The 16,663-nt window shown below is 74.1% G+C and carries 17 protein-coding genes, 7 tRNA genes and 1 pseudogene; 14 read left to right on the forward strand and 11 right to left on the reverse strand.

From position 1 onward, the window contains the following. Nucleotides 1-503 precede the first annotated feature (503 nt). Nucleotides 504-1,499 (forward strand): aminoglycoside phosphotransferase family protein, encoded by a 996-nt coding sequence (locus tag ACFWNV_RS35215; protein ID WP_383955018.1) that lies wholly within the window; start codon nt 504-506, stop codon nt 1,497-1,499. A 65-nt stretch (nt 1,500-1,564) separates the two neighbouring features. After that, a complete protein-coding gene (locus ACFWNV_RS35220; RefSeq protein WP_383954988.1) occupies nt 1,565-1,879 on the forward strand; it encodes a zf-TFIIB domain-containing protein in 315 nt (104 codons plus the stop codon). A gap of 53 nt (nt 1,880-1,932) precedes the next feature. Here the strand turns inward: ACFWNV_RS35220 and ACFWNV_RS35225 are convergent. From ACFWNV_RS35225 to ACFWNV_RS35245, 5 genes are all read right to left on the reverse strand, one after another. After that, nucleotides 1,933-2,007: transfer RNA gene (locus ACFWNV_RS35225), tRNA-Val, on the reverse strand. A 54-nt stretch (nt 2,008-2,061) separates the two neighbouring features. Then, nucleotides 2,062-2,133 (reverse strand) — tRNA-Val (locus tag ACFWNV_RS35230). A gap of 19 nt (nt 2,134-2,152) precedes the next feature. Further along, a tRNA-Val gene (locus ACFWNV_RS35235) sits at nt 2,153-2,224 on the reverse strand. Between the two features lies 1 nt (nt 2,225). Next, a tRNA-Cys gene (locus ACFWNV_RS35240) sits at nt 2,226-2,299 on the reverse strand. Nucleotides 2,300-2,344: 45 nt separating this feature from the next. After that, a tRNA-Gly gene (locus ACFWNV_RS35245) sits at nt 2,345-2,417 on the reverse strand. A 180-nt stretch (nt 2,418-2,597) separates the two neighbouring features. On the opposite strand from ACFWNV_RS35245, the gene ACFWNV_RS35250 reads away from it, so the two are divergent. Genes ACFWNV_RS35250 through ACFWNV_RS35260 form a run of 3 tightly spaced genes read left to right on the forward strand, consistent with a single transcriptional unit; the run spans nt 2,598 to nt 5,454 of the window. Beyond that, nucleotides 2,598-3,749 carry a chorismate-binding protein gene (locus ACFWNV_RS35250; RefSeq protein WP_383954990.1) on the forward strand — a complete coding sequence of 384 codons (1,152 nt, stop codon included), beginning with the start codon at nt 2,598-2,600 and terminating at the stop codon, nt 3,747-3,749. Next, a complete protein-coding gene (locus ACFWNV_RS35255; RefSeq protein ID WP_383954992.1) occupies nt 3,746-4,573 on the forward strand; it encodes an aminotransferase class IV in 828 nt (275 codons plus the stop codon). The genes ACFWNV_RS35250 and ACFWNV_RS35255 overlap by 4 nt, the downstream gene beginning before the upstream one ends. Before the next feature lie 56 nt (nt 4,574-4,629). Then, the gene (locus ACFWNV_RS35260; RefSeq protein ID WP_383954994.1) at nt 4,630-5,454 is read left to right on the forward strand and encodes a GNAT family N-acetyltransferase; all 825 of its coding nucleotides are present in this window, start codon (nt 4,630-4,632) and stop codon (nt 5,452-5,454) included. Between the two features lie 11 nt (nt 5,455-5,465). Here ACFWNV_RS35260 and ACFWNV_RS35265 read toward each other — a convergent pair whose 3' ends face one another. Then, nucleotides 5,466-5,963: a DsbA family protein gene (locus tag ACFWNV_RS35265; protein WP_383954996.1), complete on the reverse strand. Its 498-nt coding sequence runs from the start codon at nt 5,961-5,963 to the stop codon at nt 5,466-5,468. A 200-nt stretch (nt 5,964-6,163) separates the two neighbouring features. On the opposite strand from ACFWNV_RS35265, the gene ACFWNV_RS35270 reads away from it, so the two are divergent. Both ACFWNV_RS35270 and ACFWNV_RS35275 read left to right on the forward strand, forming a co-directional pair. Further along, nucleotides 6,164-6,613: a hypothetical protein gene (locus ACFWNV_RS35270; RefSeq protein ID WP_383954998.1), complete on the forward strand. Its 450-nt coding sequence runs from the start codon at nt 6,164-6,166 to the stop codon at nt 6,611-6,613. Between the two features lie 159 nt (nt 6,614-6,772). Beyond that, nucleotides 6,773-6,946: a hypothetical protein gene (locus ACFWNV_RS35275; protein ID WP_383955000.1), complete on the forward strand. Its 174-nt coding sequence runs from the start codon at nt 6,773-6,775 to the stop codon at nt 6,944-6,946. On the opposite strand, the gene ACFWNV_RS35280 is transcribed toward ACFWNV_RS35275, so the two are convergent. Both ACFWNV_RS35280 and ACFWNV_RS35285 read right to left on the reverse strand, forming a co-directional pair. Then, on the reverse strand, nt 6,887-7,513 hold the full coding sequence (locus ACFWNV_RS35280) for a CGNR zinc finger domain-containing protein (protein WP_383955002.1): 627 nt from the start codon (nt 7,511-7,513) through the stop codon (nt 6,887-6,889). The genes ACFWNV_RS35275 and ACFWNV_RS35280 overlap by 60 nt on opposite strands. 227 nt (nt 7,514-7,740) lie before the next feature. After that, the gene (locus ACFWNV_RS35285; RefSeq protein WP_030011909.1) at nt 7,741-8,154 is read right to left on the reverse strand and encodes an SsgA family sporulation/cell division regulator; all 414 of its coding nucleotides are present in this window, start codon (nt 8,152-8,154) and stop codon (nt 7,741-7,743) included. A gap of 177 nt (nt 8,155-8,331) precedes the next feature. On the opposite strand from ACFWNV_RS35285, the gene ACFWNV_RS35290 reads away from it, so the two are divergent. Together ACFWNV_RS35290 and ACFWNV_RS35295 are read left to right on the forward strand one after the other, a co-directional pair. Next, the gene (locus tag ACFWNV_RS35290; protein WP_383955004.1) at nt 8,332-8,814 is read left to right on the forward strand and encodes a TIGR02611 family protein; all 483 of its coding nucleotides are present in this window, start codon (nt 8,332-8,334) and stop codon (nt 8,812-8,814) included. 58 nt (nt 8,815-8,872) lie between these two features. Next, nucleotides 8,873-8,944, forward strand: a tRNA-Val gene (locus ACFWNV_RS35295). 118 nt (nt 8,945-9,062) lie between these two features. Here the strand turns inward: ACFWNV_RS35295 and ACFWNV_RS35300 are convergent. Further along, nucleotides 9,063-11,657 carry an SCO7613 C-terminal domain-containing membrane protein gene (locus tag ACFWNV_RS35300; protein ID WP_383955006.1) on the reverse strand — a complete coding sequence of 865 codons (2,595 nt, stop codon included), beginning with the start codon at nt 11,655-11,657 and terminating at the stop codon, nt 9,063-9,065. 114 nt (nt 11,658-11,771) lie between these two features. Between ACFWNV_RS35300 and ACFWNV_RS35305 the strand changes: the two genes are divergently transcribed. Both ACFWNV_RS35305 and ACFWNV_RS35310 read left to right on the forward strand, forming a co-directional pair. Continuing rightward, nucleotides 11,772-12,317 (forward strand): SRPBCC family protein, encoded by a 546-nt coding sequence (locus ACFWNV_RS35305; protein WP_383955008.1) that lies wholly within the window; start codon nt 11,772-11,774, stop codon nt 12,315-12,317. A gap of 38 nt (nt 12,318-12,355) precedes the next feature. Further along, nucleotides 12,356-12,427, forward strand: a tRNA-Val gene (locus ACFWNV_RS35310). Between the two features lie 108 nt (nt 12,428-12,535). On the opposite strand, the gene ACFWNV_RS35315 is transcribed toward ACFWNV_RS35310, so the two are convergent. Further along, nucleotides 12,536-13,261 (reverse strand): 3'-5' exonuclease, encoded by a 726-nt coding sequence (locus ACFWNV_RS35315; RefSeq protein WP_383955010.1) that lies wholly within the window; start codon nt 13,259-13,261, stop codon nt 12,536-12,538. Between the two features lie 254 nt (nt 13,262-13,515). Here ACFWNV_RS35315 and ACFWNV_RS35320 point away from each other — a divergent pair, with 254 nt between their 5' ends. Together ACFWNV_RS35320 and ACFWNV_RS35325 are read left to right on the forward strand one after the other, a co-directional pair. Continuing rightward, nucleotides 13,516-14,106, forward strand: coding sequence for a DUF4365 domain-containing protein (locus tag ACFWNV_RS35320; protein ID WP_383955012.1), 591 nt, complete (start codon nt 13,516-13,518; stop codon nt 14,104-14,106). After that, complete coding sequence (locus tag ACFWNV_RS35325; RefSeq protein ID WP_383955014.1) at nt 14,106-15,344, forward strand: hypothetical protein; 1,239 nt, start codon at nt 14,106-14,108, stop codon at nt 15,342-15,344. Before ACFWNV_RS35320 ends, ACFWNV_RS35325 begins: the two co-directional genes overlap by 1 nt. A 44-nt stretch (nt 15,345-15,388) precedes the next feature. Here ACFWNV_RS35325 and ACFWNV_RS35330 read toward each other — a convergent pair whose 3' ends face one another. Further along, nucleotides 15,389-16,012 (reverse strand): histidine phosphatase family protein, encoded by a 624-nt coding sequence (locus ACFWNV_RS35330; RefSeq protein WP_383955016.1) that lies wholly within the window; start codon nt 16,010-16,012, stop codon nt 15,389-15,391. 172 nt (nt 16,013-16,184) lie between these two features. Here ACFWNV_RS35330 and thrS point away from each other — a divergent pair. After that, nucleotides 16,185-16,663 (forward strand): annotated as a pseudogene (gene thrS, locus ACFWNV_RS35335) (threonine--tRNA ligase); the annotation flags it as partial.

Consider the following 16,663-nt stretch of genomic DNA (forward strand, 5'->3'; position numbering starts at 1 on the left):
CGTCCGGGTGGGCCGCGGGACGCGCAGCACCCTTTTTCATGCCCGCGCCAAGCTTTTTCACGCGCCCCTCGCACCGCCACGTTTTTTCACGCGCCCCTCGCACCGCTCGGCGCTGGCGCGCCTCCCGGGCTTCGGGCCGCTGCGCCGGACTCCGTCCGGCGGTGGGCGGGCGGGGTCCGGGTGGTGGGCGGGTGGTGGCCGGGCGGTGGGGGGCGGTGGCCGGGCGAAGTCCGGCGCAGCGGCGAGGCGGAGTCCGGTGGTGGTGCCCGGGCCGGGTCCGGGCGGTCATGCCCGGGTGGCGGCGCAACCACTGCCTCCCGGCCCCGGGCTGCGTACGCTCGTCCCGAGGAGCACCCGCCCGGGGTGCGGAGCACGGGGAGAGCCGAGGCGTGGTTGCGCTGGAGCGGGTGAGCGCGGCCGAACTCGCCGCGTACGCGGGCGCGGCGGAGTACGTGCTCCTCGCGGACCGCGACGACGGCACCGTGGTCCGCTGCGGCGACGTCGTGGCCAAGGCGCACGCGGGCGACAGCGATCCCGACGCCCTGGCGGTACGGATCCGCGTGGCCGGGGACCCCGCACTCGCCGGGGTCCTGCTGCCCCCGCTGCGCACCGGACTCGGCCTGCTCGGCTCCCGGCGCGTCTCCCTGTGGCCCTACGGTGCTCCGGTCGCCCCGGACCGCCCCGAGGAGGCTCCCTGGGAGCCGGCCGCCGAGCTCCTGGCCGCCCTGCACCGGACCCCGCTCCACCACCTCCCGTACCCGCTCCCCCCGATGCGCGGCCCGGCGAAACTCGCCCGCGCCCTCCACCGCCTCGACGCGGCGCACCCGCCCCGGGCGGGCGTCCGCGCATCCGCCGGTCAGGACCGCCCGCCGGGGCCCGCTCCGTCGGCCGGCGAGGGGCCCGGGGGACGGCCCGGGGATCCGTCCGGGGAACGGCCGCCCGGGGGCGGGACCTCCGGGCGTGCGGCCGCCAGGATCCCGGGCCGGCCGGCCGGGGAGGTGGACCCCGAGGCCGCGCGGATGGCCTGGCTGGTACGGGCCGCCGCGGCCACGCTCCCCGGGTGGGCCCGGGGGGAGGGTCCGGCGCCGTCCGGCGGCGCGCTCTGCCACGGCGACCTGCACCTCGGCCAGCTGGTCCGCGGCCCGGCCGGGGGCTGGCGGCTGATCGACGTGGACGACCTGGGCCTCGGCACGCCCGCCTGGGACCTTGCCCGGCCCGCGGCCTGGTACGCCGCCGGACTGCTGGACACCGGGACCTGGCTGCGCTTCCTCGACGCCTACCGGGCCGCGGGCGGTCCGGCCGCCGGTCCGGTAGGCAGCGACCCCTGGCCGGAACTCGACCTCGCGGCCCGCGCGCTCACCGTGCAGACGGCCGCGCTGGCCCTCGCCAAGGCCGCCCGCGAGCGGCGCCGACTCGACGACGTGGAGCGGCTGATGGTGGAGGCCTGTGCCCGAATTGCCTCCCTCCCGCCCGACTTGGAGCCGAAGGCTCCGTCGTAGGGTGAGCCTCACGCCACCGGGTACGCATCCGGTGTCGACCCGAACGGCGAGGAGTTGATCCGGTCATGCAGTGTCCGAAGTGTCACGCGATGATGCACACGTACAACCGCAACGGTGTCCAGATAGAGCAGTGCAGCGGCTGCCGCGGCATCTTCCTGGACTACGGCGAGCTGGAGGCCCTGACCCGCCTGGAGTCCCAGTACACCTCGCAGTACGGCCAGGTCCCGCCCCCGGCCGCCCCGCCGGCCCCCGCCCCGTACCCGCAGCAGCACGCGGCCCCCGCGCCGGCCTGGGGCGCCCCGCAGCACGGCGGCTACGGCCACGGCCACGGGCACGGCCACCGCAAGGGCGGCTTCGGCCGGATGCTCTTCTCCTCCTGAGCCCGAACACGCGGAAGCCCCGGCCGTGGGAACGGCCGGGGCTTCCGGAATGCTGGTGCGCGATACTGGGATTGAACCAGTGACCTCTTCCGTGTCAGGGAAGCGCTCTCCCGCTGAGCTAATCGCGCGGGACCACGTTCACGGTGCGAGCACCGCAGGTGGCAGATGTGAAGTGTACTGCGTGCGCGATACTGGGATTGAACCAGTGACCTCTTCCGTGTCAGGGAAGCGCTCTCCCGCTGAGCTAATCGCGCGGGGATCCTTGCGGACCAGTGGACGATACTGGGATTGAACCAGTGACCTCTTCCGTGTCAGGGAAGCGCTCTCCCGCTGAGCTAATCGTCCTTGGAGGTGGAGACGGGATTTGAACCCGTGTAGACGGCTTTGCAGGCCGTTGCCTCGCCTCTCGGCCACTCCACCATGGAGCAAGCAGGGGGTCCTCGGGAAGATGATCCCCCACCTTTGAGCGGACGACGAGACTCGAACTCGCGACATCCACCTTGGCAAGGTGGTGCTCTACCAACTGAGCTACGTCCGCAGGTCGCCGTGTTCGCTCCGGGGTTTTGCCCCTTCGCTCCCTGGCGACGAGTTGAACTCTAGCGGATTCCCGGGCCAGCTCAAAAACGCGTTTCCGCAGCGTGCTGCCGCCCGATCACCGCCGGTCACCCGGCGGACGCCTCACCGGCGCGCGGCCGTCACCGGTCATAGACTCGCAGCCGTGCACGACCTGCCTCCCCTCGCCCGCTTCGGCGGCCTTCTCGCGACCGATCTCCGAGATGTCACCAGTGATCCCGCCGCCTTGGACTCCACCGGCTTCTGGGCGGTGACGGCCGATTTCGAAGGCCGTCTCGTCTGCGCGCGCTTCGGGGACATACGCCCCGATCCGGTGCCGGCCCCCGTCCCCGGGGCCTGGCGCGGTCCCGAAGCCGACGAGTGGACCTCGTCCCTCGGCCGCGCCGCGTACACCGCGGGCGTACGCCGCATCCGCGAGCACATCGAGGCGGGGGAGGTCTACCAGGCCAACCTCTGCCGCGTGATGTCCGCGCCGCTCCCCGATCCGGCGGGCGCCGATGTGGACGCCCTCACCGCCCTGCTCGCGCGAGGCAACCCGGCTCCGTACGCAGGAACGATTCGGCTGCCGGCCCACGGCGTCGAGATCGCCACCGCGTCCCCCGAGCTCTACCTGCGCCGCACCGGCCGCCGCGTCGAATCCGGCCCGATCAAGGGCACCGGCCGCACCGCCGCCGATCTGCTGCCCAAGGACCACGCCGAGAACGTGATGATCGTGGACCTCGTACGCAACGACCTCGGCCGGGTCTGCGCCACCGGCTCCGTGACCGTCCCCGAGCTGTGCGCGCTCGAGGAGCACCCGGGCCTCGTCCACCTCGTCTCCACCGTCGCCGGTGAACTCGCCGAGGGCGCCGGCTGGCCCGAGCTGCTCGCCGCGACCTTCCCGCCCGGTTCCGTCACCGGAGCCCCCAAATCCTCGGCCCTGCGGATCATCGAGGCCCTGGAGACCGCCCCGCGCGGCCCCTACTGCGGAGGCATCGGCTGGGTCGACGCCGACCGCGGCACGGCCGAGCTCGCCGTCGGCATCCGGACCTTCTGGATCGACCGCACGGCCTCCGGCGGTCCCCGGCTGCTCTTCGGAACCGGCGCGGGCATCACCTGGGGTTCCGACCCCGACCGGGAGTGGGCGGAGACCGAGCTGAAGGCCGCGCGGCTGCTGCGGGTAGCGTCGGGAGCCGTCGGGGCGGACGCGACGGGTGTGACAGGTGTGGCAGGTGTGGCAGGTGGGATCGGCACGCCCGGCACGACGGACAACGCGACGGACAAGCAGACGGACGAAAGCGGGAGGACCGTACGGTGAGGATCTGGCTCGACGGAGCACTGCGGGACACCGACGAAGCGAAGGTGTCCGTGTTCGACCACGGCCTCACCGTCGGCGACGGGGTCTTCGAGACGCTCAAGGCGGAGCACGGGACGACCTTCGGGTTCACCCGGCACCTGGAGCGGCTGACCCGTTCCGCCCGGGGGCTCGGCCTCCCGGACCCGGACCCGGAGGAGGTGCGGCGCGCCTGCGCCGCGGTACTGGAGGCCAACCCGCTGCCGCTCGGCCGGCTGCGCGTCACCTACACCGGCGGCGTCTCCCCGCTCGGCTCCGACCGCGGCGAGGCCGGCCCGACGCTGATCGTCGCGCTGGCCGGGGCCACCCGCCGCCCCGACACCACCGCCGTGATCACCGTGCCGTGGGTCCGCAACGAGCGCTCTGCCGTGGTGGGCCTGAAGACCACCTCGTACGCCGAGAACGTGGTCGCGCTCGCCGCCGCCCACCGGGCAGGCGCCTCCGAGGCCCTCTTCGCCAACACCGTCGGGCGGCTCTGCGAGGGCACCGGCTCCAACGTGTTCGTCGTCCTCGACGGGCAGCTGCACACCCCGCCCGTGGCCTCCGGCTGCCTCGCGGGCATCACCCGGGCCCTCGTCGCCGACTGGTGCGGGGCCAAGGAGACCGACCTGCCCTTCGAAGCGCTGGAGCAGGCGGAGGAGGTCTTCCTGACCTCTTCCCTGCGCGACGTGCAGGCCGTCGTACGGATCGACGGGCGCGAGCTGGGCTCCGCCCCCGGCCCCGTCACGGCCGAGGCCATGCGGATCTTCGACGCACGCTCCGCCGAGGACGCCGACCCCCGCTCCTGACCGGCACCGCACATATCCCCTGTGCTTCGGGCCGCAGGGCGGGTAGAACTCGACTGATGACCACCACCCTGCGGCCGAGCGGGCCGCTTCAGCAGAGCAACGGCGGGGCGCGCTCGCGCCCGTACGAGATCCGCGTCAACAGCAGACGCGTCGGCGCCCTGCTGCTCGCCGCCGACACCCCCTTCGGGCCGACGGTCGCCGAGATCCGCGACCTCGCCGTCGAGGAGCCCGACCGCAGGCGCGGCCGGGCCACGGTCGCCGCCCTCGCCGCCGAGGAAGTACTGCGGAGCTGGGGCTGCCGGCGGGTCCGGATCTCGGTCCCGGCCGGTTCGGCGGGCGGTCTGCGACTGGCCGGCGCCCTCGGGTACGCCGAGTACAGCCGCAACATGGCCAAGGAGCTCCCGGCCGGGCCGCCCGCCCTGTCCGAGGGGGTGGCCGGCCGCCCGATGACGGAGGCCGAGTTCGAGAGCTGGCACGCGGCGGCGCTGGAGGGCTACGCCCAAGGCTGGGTCAGCCGTGGCATGCCGGCCGGGGCCGCACGGACGAAGTCGGTCAACGACCACGCGTCCATGCTGCCGCTGGGACTGGCCACCCCGGGGGTCAGCTTCTCCGTGCTGGAGGCGGCCGGCGTCCCCGTGGGCACGGTGTGGGTCGCGCCGAACCGCGGGGATTCGTACGTCTACGACGTCGCGGTCGCCGAGGAACACCGGGGCCGCGGCCACGGCCGGGACCTGATGCTCCTCGCCGAAGGCACCGCCCTCGCCGCGGGCCACCGGGTGCTCGCCCTGCACGTCTTCACCGACAACGTCCCGGCCGTGCGGCTCTACGAGTCCCTCGGCTACCGGACGACCGACTTCAACTACGCCAAGGACCTGATCTAGGTCGTCTCGGCTCAGACCGCGCCGAGCAGTCGGTCGGCGATCTCCTCGATGCGCTCGCGCAGGCCCTCCTGGCTCTTGCCGCCGTCGAGGCGCTCTCCGTCGATCACGTACGTCGGGGTGCCGGTCACGCCGATCGCCTTGCCCTCGGCCTGGTCGGCGTCCACGATCAGGATGTGCCGGCCGTCGATCAGAGCGGTGTCGAACTCCTCGGCGTCCAGGCCCAGTTCGCGCGCGACCTCGACGAGCACCGATTCACCGGCCTTGCCGAGCTCCGCGGTGCGGGCGAGAACGGCCTCCACGTAGGGCCAGGCCTGCCCCTGCTCGGCGGCCTCCTCCGCGGCCTGCGCGGCGGCGAACGCGTGCTTGTGCTTCTCCAGCGGGAAGTGGCGCAGCCGGATGTCCAGCCGGTCGCCGTAGCGGGCCCGCAGGGCGCGCACGTCGTCCAGGGCGCTGTGGCAGTCCGGGCACTGAAGTTCGCACCAGACGTCGAGGATCACGGAATCGGTCATACGGACAGTCTCCCAGCCCGCGGGGACGGGCACGGACCGGGACCTCGGGAGGAGACCGGACCCGGAGATGTCCCGGAGATCCGCCCGCGGAGGGCTCCGGCCGTGGCCAGGGCGAGGGTCGCCGGTGCAGGATGGATGGGGACAGAACGCCCGGCCCGCCGGCCGGGTCCGACCGACCGAACCGCCCCTGGAGGCCCCGCATGCTCGCCGAGACCATTTGCTCCGCGGTGTCCGCGGCGGGCCTGGGCATCGCCGCGCTGACCGCCTACCGCAAGCGATTCCTCGCGGCCACGCGGATCGCGGCGTACTCGCTGGTGCCCGTCGGCCTGGTGATGACGGGCGTCGTGGCGTGGGCGACCGGGATCGTCTTCAAGCCGACCGTCTGGGCAGGCTTCGCCGTGCTGGGGCTGGCCTGGCTGCTCTTCGTGACCACCCGCGCGATAGAGCGGCGCGGAGCCGGCGCGGGGGAGGGGGAGGCGAGGCGGAAACAGCCGAAGGCCGCCAAGGGCCGCCCGGCCCCCGAGGCCGTCGCCCCGGCCGCCTCCGCGCCCTCGCTGGGCGACGGTGGCCGCCCGCGGCAGGCCCCGGCCGCCGCCCCCGCCGAGGACTTCTCCGACATCGAGGCGATCCTCAAGAAGCACGGCATCTGACCCGGCGGGACCCTGATGCACGGCCCGGTACCTCGCGGCAGCCGATCGCGGTGATCGGGGGCGGGAACCACCTGATCTGACGGGATCCGGTGAACTAGGGCGTTCCGTTTGGCGTGTTGAGGGGCACGGGCGGGCCCGCTGGGCCATCATCGCCCCGACATGCCCGACACAACATCGGGTGAGCCCGCCGTTCCCGCGCCGGCCACCGTCCCCGTCGCCGAGGAGCCGAGAGGCTGCCTCTTCGCGCTCTCCCAGCCGCCCCTGATGATCTTCCTAGGAGTGATCGGCGGTCTGCTGCTGCTCGCCGCCGTGCACGATCTGTTCCTGCTCTGAGCCAGGCTCCGTGCCCAGCTCCGATTTGCGCCGGGCCCGGTACGCCGCCACGTGCAGCCGGTTCCCGCAGGTACGGCTGTCGCAGTAGCGCCGGGAGCGGTTGCGGGACAGGTCGACGAAGGCCCTGCGGCAGTCCGGGGCCTCGCAGCGGCGCAGCCGCTCCTGCTCGCCCGAGACCACGATGAAGGCCAGCGCCATGCCGCCGTCGGCCGCCAGGTGGTCTCCCACCGAGGCGCCCGGGGCGAAGTAGTGCACGTGCCAGTCGTAGCCGTCGTGGTTGGTCAGCTGCGGGGTGGTGCCGGCGGTCGCGACCAGCTCGTTGATCAGCACGGAGGCCGCGCGCGAGGTGGGCGCCGCGAAGACCTGGGCGAATTTGCCGCGCACGGTGCGCACACCGGCGAGATCGCGGGCGCTGAGCTCGCCGACGTCGCTGATCGCGTACTCGTGGACGAAGCCGCGCAGCGCGTTCACGTCGGCCAGACCGTCGGGCTGCTCGGTCTCGGCCGAGGTGTTCACCAGCGCGACGACGACGTCGAGCGCGCGACGGGTGTCGTGGGGGATCTGCACGGGGTCTCCCTGAAGGGCCGGGCCTGCGGTGACGGTCTGCTGCCGCCGCTGGCCGACTCTAGCGGGTCACCCCAACGCGCACCGGCGCCGTCCACGCGGGTGGCTTCCGCATGAACAGCGCCGGCACTTCCGTATGTGGTTGTCCGCCGTGCACCGTCGCCCCGAGTCGGACGGTGTCGTGCGGCCCCCGGACTCAGCCGGGGGTGGGTTCCCTCTGTAGGCCTGGCTCAGGATTCGGCCAGGATGTGGGAGAGCTCCTTGTCGAGGTCGAAGTGCCGGTGTTCGGTTCCGGGTGGAACCGCGGCGTCCGTCCGCTTGAGGAACGACTCCAGTGCTCGGGCGGGTGCTTCGAGCAGTGCTTCTCCCTCCGGTGAGCTCAGGGCGATGCAGACGACCCCCTGACCGTGGCTACGGGACGGCCAGACTCGGACGTCGCCGGTACCGGTGGGCCGGTGAAGACCCTCGGCGAGGAGGTCGCGGGCGAATACCCACTCGACCGTCTCCTCGGCGCCGGTGTGGAAGGTGGCGTGCACGGCGTAGGGATCGGCCGTGTCATACCGCAGGCCCGCGGGAACAGGCAGTGAGGACTCGCTCGACACAACGAGGCGCAGGTGCAGCTCGCAGCTGACCGTGGTGTTCATAAGCGCCAGGGCCTTTCGCTCAGTGTGCGCTCGGGGATTCGCACGTCGGCGAAATCGACATGCCACCTACGGTGCCGTTGTAAACCCCTCTGACCGTTTTGCGGACCTCTGGGTCCCTCGAACGGCGGATCCAAACGCCCATTCACGTGTGCTGGGACCTCCGGTAGATTCGACCCCATGAACACGGGGAGTGACCGCGAGACCAACGAGTCCGCAGCCGAGTCCGCAGCCGGATCCAGCGCCGAACCGGCAGCGGGATCCACGGCCGAGTCCGCCACCGAGGAGGCGCCGCACGTCTCCAAGGCGCCGGCCTTCATCAAGGCCCGCAGGAGCCTGCACCTGAGCTGGCAGGTCGGCGTCTTCGTCGTCGGCCTCGCCGTCATCGGCGCCGGCATCGCCATGCTGGTGCTGCCCGGCCCGGGCTGGGTGGCGATCTTCGCGGGCCTCGCGATCTGGGCCACCGAATTCGCCTGGGCCCACTTCGCCCTGCGCTGGACCAAGCGCAAGGTCAGCGAAGCCGCCCAGAAGGCCCTGGACCCGAAGGTCCGCCGCCGCAACATCATCCTGACCAGCGTCGGGCTCGTGATCGCGGGCGTCCTGATCGGCTTCTACCTGTGGAAGTACGGGCTCGTGCTGCCCTGGCACCGCGAGGTGGGGTGAGCCGGTCCGGCCATGGCGGAGAGCACCGCTGACATGCGGTAATGTTTGCGGTGCGTCCGGGCGATTAGCTCAGTGGGAGAGCACTTCGTTCACACCGAAGGGGTCACTGGTTCGAACCCAGTATCGCCCACCCGGACCAGAGGCCCGGAGACTTCACCGTCTCCGGGCCTCTGGCTTTTCCCCGCCGTTCCGTCCGTCTTCCCCCCGTGTTTTTTCACCCTTCCGGCCCCGGCTCCGGCCCCGCCGGGCTACCTCAGACGGCCGATGGCCTCCCGCAGCCGGCGGGCATCGCGCAGCCGCTTCTCGTAGGTGGCCCCCACCGCCAGCAGCAGCACCCCCGCCAGGGCCGGCGGCAGCCAGCGCGGCAGCGCGTCCACCACCTGGACGACGTACGGGGTCAGCTCGTGCAGGGCCACCGCCGTCAGCGTCGCCCCGCCCAGCAGCAGCGGCGCCCGGAGCCGGCCGCGGGCACCGGCCAGGGTCACCCCGAGCGCGGCCGTCCCCAGCAGCAGCGGCCGCAGCCAGTGCGGGTCGCCCCACACCGCGAGGGTGCTCGGCAGCAGGGTCGCCGCCAGGCCCGGCCCGTAGGCCGTCCAGGACCCGGCCAGCGGATCACGGCGCCGCCGCAGGAAGCCCACGGCCAGCGCCGCCGCCGTCACCGGCAGGGTGTACGCCTCGGGCACCGTCACCTCCGAAGCCGCCAGCCGCACCCAGGTCGCCGCCAGGAACAGCACCCCGGCGGGCCAGCCCGCCGCCGACCGGCGCTCGGGCCGCACCGCCGCCGCCGCGCACACCACCCCGGCCAGGGCCAGGACCAGTGCCAGCACCGGAGCGTCCCCGGTGGCCAGGGCCACCGCGAGGAGCCCCGAGGCGGCCGCGGCCACCTCGGCCGGGACCCGTACGGCACCCAGCCTCGGCCCGAGCGCCGCCACCGCCGCCGGGACCACCAGCACCGCCGGCGCCCACCAGGCCACCGGCCGCTCCAGCAGGGCGCCCAGCGCCACCGCGAGCAGCGCGGCGTACCCGACGGCGAGCGCCGCGGCCCCCGCGCGGGCCCACGCCGGGGCGGGCCGGTACGCCGCTCCCGCCGCACAGGCGGCCCCCAGCAGCCCGAGCACCCCGAAGGTGGCCAGCCGGCCGTCCAGGGCCGCCACGGACAGGCTCAGGGCCCCCACCAGCGCGCACACCCCCGCGGCGATCCCCGCCACCGCGATCCCCGCGAGGCCGCGACCGGCTGCCGCGGCGGATCCGGAGCCCGCAGCGCTGATGTCGCCGGCGGGGCCACCGTCGCCGATGGGCGCGGTTGCGGAGGCCGAAGGGCTGCCGCTGCCGACGGGCGCAGACCCGGAGCCCGCGAGGCCGCCGTCGGTGGCGGAGCCGCCGTCGCCCATGGGCGACGGCCTGGCGTCCGCCGGGCTGCCGTTGGCCGCCTTCGCGGGGGCGCCTGCGACCACCGCCGGCGCCGTGGACCGCAGGGCGAGTAGTCCCGCGGCCAGCGTCACCGCGAGCTGGGCCGCGAACACCGCGCCCGAGGCGCCGCCGAGCACCACCGGGGCCGTGAACAGTGCCGCCCAGGCCAGGACCACGGCCGCAACCCCCGGCTCCGGACGCCCCGGGAGCACCCGGACCAGCCACCACGCGGCCCCGGCCGTCAACAGCAGACCCACCACCGGAGCGAGCCCCGGGCCGTCGGTGGCCGCCGGAGCGGGCGTGGTCACCGACCAGACCTCCTCCAGCACCCGCAGCCCTGCCACCAGCACCGTCGCCACCCAGGCCAGGGAGACCACCGCCTGCAGGACGGCCACCCCCGCACCGGCCAGGGCCAGGCCGCGCCGGACCGGCTCCGGGAGCGCGGAGACCCGTAGGGCCCCCACCAGGGGCAGGGCCACCACGAGGTACACGACCGCCGCCCAGGACGGGCTCAGCTCCGGCCGGAACGGCCCGCCCAGCGCCGCCACCGCGGCCAGGGCGCCGGCCGCGGTGAAGGCGGCCCGCAGGCCCGACGCGCGCCACGCCACCACCAGCGCGAGCACGGCCACCGCCGCCAGCCGCGCCGAGGCAGCGAGAGCCGCGCCCGTCGATTCCGCCGCCGCGGACTCCACCAGGCCCGTCAGCAGCGCGGCCCCGCCCGCCACCGAGCCCGCCGCCCCCGCCCAGCGGGACCAGCGCCCCGGCCGCATCAGCACGAGCCCCGCGTCCAGCGCGGCCGTCCCCAGCAGGGCCCAGGCCATGTCCAGCCCCGCCGCCCCGGCGGCCAGCGCCGCCAGCGGCAGCGGGAGCTGCGCCGTCAGCAGCGCCGCGGGGACCGGGATCCGCAGCGCCGGCAGGCAGCGCCCGTACCCCGCCCAGCCCGCCGCCAGTACCGCGGCGGCGACGGCCGCGTACGCCGTGCCGTCCACCTCCGGCATGCCGACGGCGTACAGCGCGTACGCGTCCAGCACCGTCAGCAGCAGACCGACGGCGGACACCGCCTCGGCGGTCGAGCGCAGCCCGCGGCGCAGCAGCGCCACCGGGGCGCCCAGCGCCGCGGCCGTCACCACGCCGAGCACCGCGCTGCGCCCGGCGATCCCCAGGGAGCCCCAGCTGACCAGCGTGAACGCCAGCGCCGCGACCGCCAGCAGCACCGCGCCCAGGACCAGCAGCACGTTCTGCGCACCGGGAGCAGAGGCCTCCGCGCCCTGCGCGGGCACCTGCGGACGGACCGCAGCGCCCCACGCTCGGGGGGCCTGAGCACCGAGCAGCCAGGCGCGGCGGCTCAGCAGGAAGTGGCGCCGGGCGTCGAGTTGGATCAGTTCGCGGTCGATGAGCACGAGCTCCTCGGCCGGCGGCAGCGGGTTGTTCATGGTTCGGAGTGTGGCGCCCGTCACCCCGTCAGGACATGGGTGTGCGTACTCATCTCCGGGTGAGTTCCGGCTGAGTACCCGGTGCGCGTCCGCGCCGCGCGCAAGACTGGAGGCATGGACCGAAGCAGCCGTACCGGCAGCCCCGGCGCCGCACGAGGCGGCAGCCCCGCCGTCCCTGCCGCCCCGGCCAACCCCGCCGACCGGTGGACCCGTTACCGCTTCCGCAGCGTGTGGGACCTCGACGCCGCACCCGCCCGGGTCTACGCGGCCCTGGAGCGCCCCGAGTCCTACCCCCTGTGGTGGCCCCAGATCCGCGCCGTCGCCCCCGCCGCCGACGGGACCAGCGGCACCGCCTTCATCCGCTCCGCCCTCCCGTACACCCTGCGCGTGAGCGCGGCCGAACTCCTGCGGGACCCCGTGCGCGGGATCCTGGAGGTCGCCCTGCTCGGTGACCTTGAGGGCTGGGCGCGCTGGACCGTGCGGCCACGGCCCGGCGGAACGCGAGCCCTGTACGAGCAGGAGGTCGAGGTGCGCCGCCCCCTGATGCGCCTGCTCGCCTTCCCCGGACGGCCGGTGTTCCGGCTCAACCACACCTTGATGATGCGGGCCGGGAGGCGCGGGCTCGCCGCCCATCTGGCGGCCCGGCCGGAAGCGGTTTGAACCAGCCCCGAGCCTTCTGTATTGTTCACACCGTTCCCGGGCGATTAGCTCAGCGGGAGAGCACTTCGTTCACACCGAAGGGGTCACTGGTTCGATCCCAGTATCGCCCACCGGGACAGGCCGGTCCGTCTTATGGCGGACCGGCCTTCCGCATGTACGGGGCCCTGTCGTAGGCGCGTACGCGCCCTTGCCGTACGGACCGTTGCCGTACGGGCCCCTCACGCCGCCGCGGGCAGCTCCGGCCGCAGCGGCCAGTGCGGATCCACCGACTCCGGCGTGCCCTGCCGGGCGAACCACGCCTGAAGTCCCCGCGCCTGCGCCGCGTGCCACACCTGCTGGAGCGTGTGCAGCTCCGCCGGCGACAGCCGCTCCAGCCGGCCGGCGAACCTGCGCCCCACCGCCCGTACGAGCTCCAGGGACGCCAGCGCGTCCGCGCCCGCGTCATGGGCCCCCTCCAGCTCTATCCCGTAGTGCGCGCACAGATCCGTCAGCGTCCGGCGCCCCTTGCGGTAGCGGTCCAGATGCTTGTCCAGCACCCGCGGATCCAGCACCGTCAGCGGCCGGTTGTCCAGGTACCGGGACAGCGAGGACGCCCGGTGGCGGCGCAACTCCCGGTCCAGCAGCGTCAGATCGAACGGCGCGTTCATCACCACCACCGGCCGGCCCGCCACCTGCTGCTCCCCGAGCGCGCGGGCTATCTCCTCCACCACCGGCGCGGGCCAACGGCCGTTGCGCTGGAGGTGCTCATCGGTCAGACCGTGCACTTCCGTGGCCCCCGGAGGTACCGGGATACCGGGATTGACCAGCCAGCGCGTCGAACGGATCCGGCCGCCCGCGCACTCCTGCACGATGAGCGCGGCGGACACGATCCGGTCCCGTTCCACGTCCACCCCGGTCGTCTCCGTGTCGAATGCGGCCAGCGGGCCCTCATACCAGCGTGTCATGGCGAACTCCTCGTCACCCGTCGGCAGATGGCCCCTCCCGGGCACCGCGCCCCAGGCCCCGCCATCCTTGCCCGAAACGGTGATACCCGGGCTGTTTGCCCCGTACGCCGTTTGCGGGACTCCGACTGCGGAGACAACTCAACTGGGGGACCGCACACATGACCGGTCGTCAACCCCGACACCCTGACACGCACCTGACGCGGCCCGGCACGGCCGCTCGAACGGGACAGCCCGGAAGGCATGGGGAGCCGGCCATGGCGCTCGCGCAGCCCGAACCGGGCGGGGTGCTCGCGGGGCAGATCGATCCGCGGACCGACCCGCGGAGCGGACCGCTGCGCGGCACGCTCGCCACCACCGCCTGCATGGAGACCCTCCAGGTGGGATACCTGCACGCCGTCGTCGCCGCGGCCGGCTGCTCGCTGTCCCAGCCCTTTCCCGACAACGGCATCGACTGGCACGTCAGCCACGGCGCCCCCGAGCACGTCGTCGACGACGAGGTGACCATCAAGGTCCAGCTCAAGGCGACCTACCAGATACCGGCCGGACCGGCCGGGCCCACCTTCGGCTTCACCCTCGACAACGAGCACCTGGTGAAGCTGGCCCGCACCCCGGTCGCCGTGCACAAGATCCTCGTCGTGATGCTCGTCCCGCGGGAACGCGACCAATGGCTGAGCGCCGGACACGACCGGCTCGACCTGCGGCACTGCTGCTACTGGACCAATCTCGCCGGACACCCCGTGACCGGCCGGCGCCGGACCACCGTACGGATCCCGACCACGCGGATCTTCGACGACCGGGCGCTCTGCGAGATCATGACCCGGGTCGGGTCGGGAGGGACACCCTGATGAACTGGCAGTCACCGCACCTGGAGCCGCTCTCCCCACCGGAGTTCGCCGCCGGAGCCCCCGATCCCGCGCAGGTCGATCCGCTCGTGCTCGGCGCCCTGCTGCACCGGCACGGCTGGCTGCGCCGCGGCGGCGCCGCCGGACGGTACGGGCGCTGGACGCCGCCCGCCCCGTACGCCACGGGCAGCGGCGGGACCAGCCTCCTCGTCCCCGAGAGCCGCGCCTTCCCCGACTGCGCCGACCTGCTCGAAGAGGCGCTCACCGCCCTCGCGCGCAGCGCGCTGCCGTCGGCGCGCGAGGTGCTCTACGGGCTCAGCGTGCCGAGCGACGAGATCCGCTGGGAGCGGGAGATCCCCCGAGGGGCGTACGGGCTCCGGGGCGAGGCCGACTGGACCGTCCAGGAACAGCTCCGCTCGGCCGCCCGCCAGCTGCTCCTCGCCGGGGCGCTGGCCGACCGGGCGCGGGCCGGGTACTACGGAGCCCGGCACCGAGGCCAGGCGGAACGGGCGCTGGACGGGGTCCTGGTCGGGCCGGCTCCGGGCGGCCGGCGGCTGACCGCGTACGTCCCCGTCGACGGGGGCCGGGGCACCGTGACCCGGCTGCACCACGCGCTGCACGCCGCCCGGGAGGCCGTGGACTACCGGCGGGCCACCGGCGGCATGGAAGCCTTCGACGCCGCGGTCGAGGCCGGGGTCAGCCGGGAGCTCGCCGAGGCGCTGATCTCGCTGGTCCGCGGCTCGGAGGGGGCCCGGGTGGCCCTCGCGTGGGCACCGGCGGCGGGGGTCCCGGCGGGGTGCGCGGCCAGGCCGGAGCCGGTGGAGTTCTCGCCCGGCGACCTCCCGGTGCTCCGGGACGCGGCCGCGCGCTACACGAGGGACGAGCCCGCGGTGCCGGTCAGGGTGGCGGGAGCGGTGGTCCGGATGCGCAGGTCGGCCCCGGGCGGCGGGGGCACGGTCCGGCTGCGGGTCCTCGCCGGGGCGGAGATCCCGTACGTCCGGATCGTGCTCGACGAGGAGTCGTACCGGGTGGCGGGCCACGCGCACCTGGTCGGACTGCCGATCCGGGTCAGCGGGCGGCTCCAGCGGCGGGGCGGGTTCCGGCGGCTGACGGACGCCGCCGACGTCAGGCCCGTCCCGCTGGACGAGGTCGAGCGGGACCGGCTGATGAAGTCCCTGGACGAGTCCCTCGACGCGGGCGACGTGCTGCCGTCGGACGACCAGGACGACCAGGACGACTAGGACGATCCGCGCGTGCAGCCGGTCGGGACGGCCGGCGGCACGCGTCAGACGTGCAGCTCGGGGGGAAAGCCGGTCCAGCACAGCTCGGGGGGCAGGTGCCGCATGTCGTTGGAGACGAGGACGGAGGCGGGCCGGCCGGGCGCGTACCGGATGACCGTGAGGGCGGCGTTGGCCTGGTTGAGGCCGAGCCAGCGCCACCGCGGGGCGTCCATGGCCTCCCGGACGAGCCAGGCGACCAGGAAGGCGTGGGTCACGACCAGCTCGTGCCGGTCCTCCCCGCCGTCCACCGGTCCGGTGAACAGGTCCAGCGCCCGCCGGGCCAGCGCCGGTCCCTGCTCCCGTTCCTCCTCGGTGACATCGGCGAGGAAGCGGAGGAAGAGGTCCGCGGAATCCGCCGGAAGCTCCTCGCGCGCCGGCACGTGCGGAACGTAGTCACCGGCCACGTCCGAGACGTGCAGGGGGACGTTCTCCAGCTGCTCGCCGATCAGATGCGCGGTCTGCTCCGCCCGGGGCAGCGGGCCGTGGTGAACGGCCGCGAGCGGGACCTCGCGCAGGCGCCGGCCGAGCAGTACGGCCTGCCGGCGGCCGCTTTCCGTCAGCCCGCCCGCCTCCGAGGCCGCCTCGCCGTGCCGCACCAGATACAGGTAACGGGTAGCCGTGCCGGTCATCACACACTCCTCTGCGCCCACCAACGATCTTGTGCATCCGGGGACGCCGCCGCCTCCCGCGGCGGTTCCCGGCGCCTCCGGCAGTAACCGTTTAGCGGCGCGGCCCATCCGCTCGGTACGATTCAGACGCGCAGTGATCCGCTCGCGCACCCCCTGAGTCAGGAGCAGACCGGTGTCAGACGTCCGTGTGATCATCCAACGCGATTCCGAGCGGGACGAGCGCGTGGTGGCCACGGGCACTACGGCGGCAGAGCTCTTCGCCGGCGAGCGCACCATCGTCGCCGCGCGCATCGCGGGCGAGCTGAAGGACCTCGCGTACGAGGTGAAGGACGGCGAGACCGTCGAGCCCGTGGAGATCTCCTCCCCGGACGGCCTCGACATCCTGCGCCACTCCACCGCGCACGTCATGGCGCAGGCCGTGCAGGAGCTCTTCCCCGAGGCCAAGCTGGGCATCGGCCCGCCGGTCCGGGACGGCTTCTACTACGACTTCGACGTCGCGAAGCCCTTCACCCCCGATGACCTCAAGGCCATCGAGAAGAAGATGCAGGAGATCCAGAAGCGCGGCCAGCGCTTCGCCCGCCGCGTCGTCACCGACGAGGCGGCCCGCGAGGAGCTGGCGAACGAGCCCTACAAGCTGGAACTCATCGGCAT

It is taken from the genome of Streptomyces sp. NPDC058401 (genome assembly GCF_042722885.1).
GTDB lineage: Bacteria > Actinomycetota > Actinomycetes > Streptomycetales > Streptomycetaceae > Streptomyces.

Excerpts from the sequence above, each read along its gene's own strand:
- ACFWNV_RS35270 (WP_383954998.1), top strand. The coding sequence starts at position 6,164 with ATGCTCGCCGAGACCATTTGCTCCGCGGTGTCCGCGGCGGGCCTGGGC.
- ACFWNV_RS35325 (WP_383955014.1), top strand. The coding sequence starts at position 14,106 with ATGAACTGGCAGTCACCGCACCTGGAGCCGCTCTCCCCACCGGAGTTC.
- ACFWNV_RS35285 (WP_030011909.1), bottom strand. The coding sequence starts at position 8,154 with ATGAACACCACGGTCAGCTGCGAGCTGCACCTGCGCCTCGTTGTGTCG.
- ACFWNV_RS35305 (WP_383955008.1), top strand. The coding sequence starts at position 11,772 with ATGGACCGAAGCAGCCGTACCGGCAGCCCCGGCGCCGCACGAGGCGGC.
- ACFWNV_RS35260 (WP_383954994.1), top strand. The coding sequence starts at position 4,630 with ATGACCACCACCCTGCGGCCGAGCGGGCCGCTTCAGCAGAGCAACGGC.
- ACFWNV_RS35220 (WP_383954988.1), top strand. The coding sequence starts at position 1,565 with ATGCAGTGTCCGAAGTGTCACGCGATGATGCACACGTACAACCGCAAC.
- ACFWNV_RS35290 (WP_383955004.1), top strand. The coding sequence starts at position 8,332 with ATGAACACGGGGAGTGACCGCGAGACCAACGAGTCCGCAGCCGAGTCC.
- ACFWNV_RS35315 (WP_383955010.1), bottom strand. The coding sequence starts at position 13,261 with ATGACACGCTGGTATGAGGGCCCGCTGGCCGCATTCGACACGGAGACG.
- ACFWNV_RS35275 (WP_383955000.1), top strand. The coding sequence starts at position 6,773 with ATGCCCGACACAACATCGGGTGAGCCCGCCGTTCCCGCGCCGGCCACC.
- ACFWNV_RS35265 (WP_383954996.1), bottom strand. The coding sequence starts at position 5,963 with ATGACCGATTCCGTGATCCTCGACGTCTGGTGCGAACTTCAGTGCCCG.
- ACFWNV_RS35330 (WP_383955016.1), bottom strand. The coding sequence starts at position 16,012 with ATGACCGGCACGGCTACCCGTTACCTGTATCTGGTGCGGCACGGCGAG.
- ACFWNV_RS35300 (WP_383955006.1), bottom strand. The coding sequence starts at position 11,657 with ATGAACAACCCGCTGCCGCCGGCCGAGGAGCTCGTGCTCATCGACCGC.
- ACFWNV_RS35320 (WP_383955012.1), top strand. The coding sequence starts at position 13,516 with ATGGCGCTCGCGCAGCCCGAACCGGGCGGGGTGCTCGCGGGGCAGATC.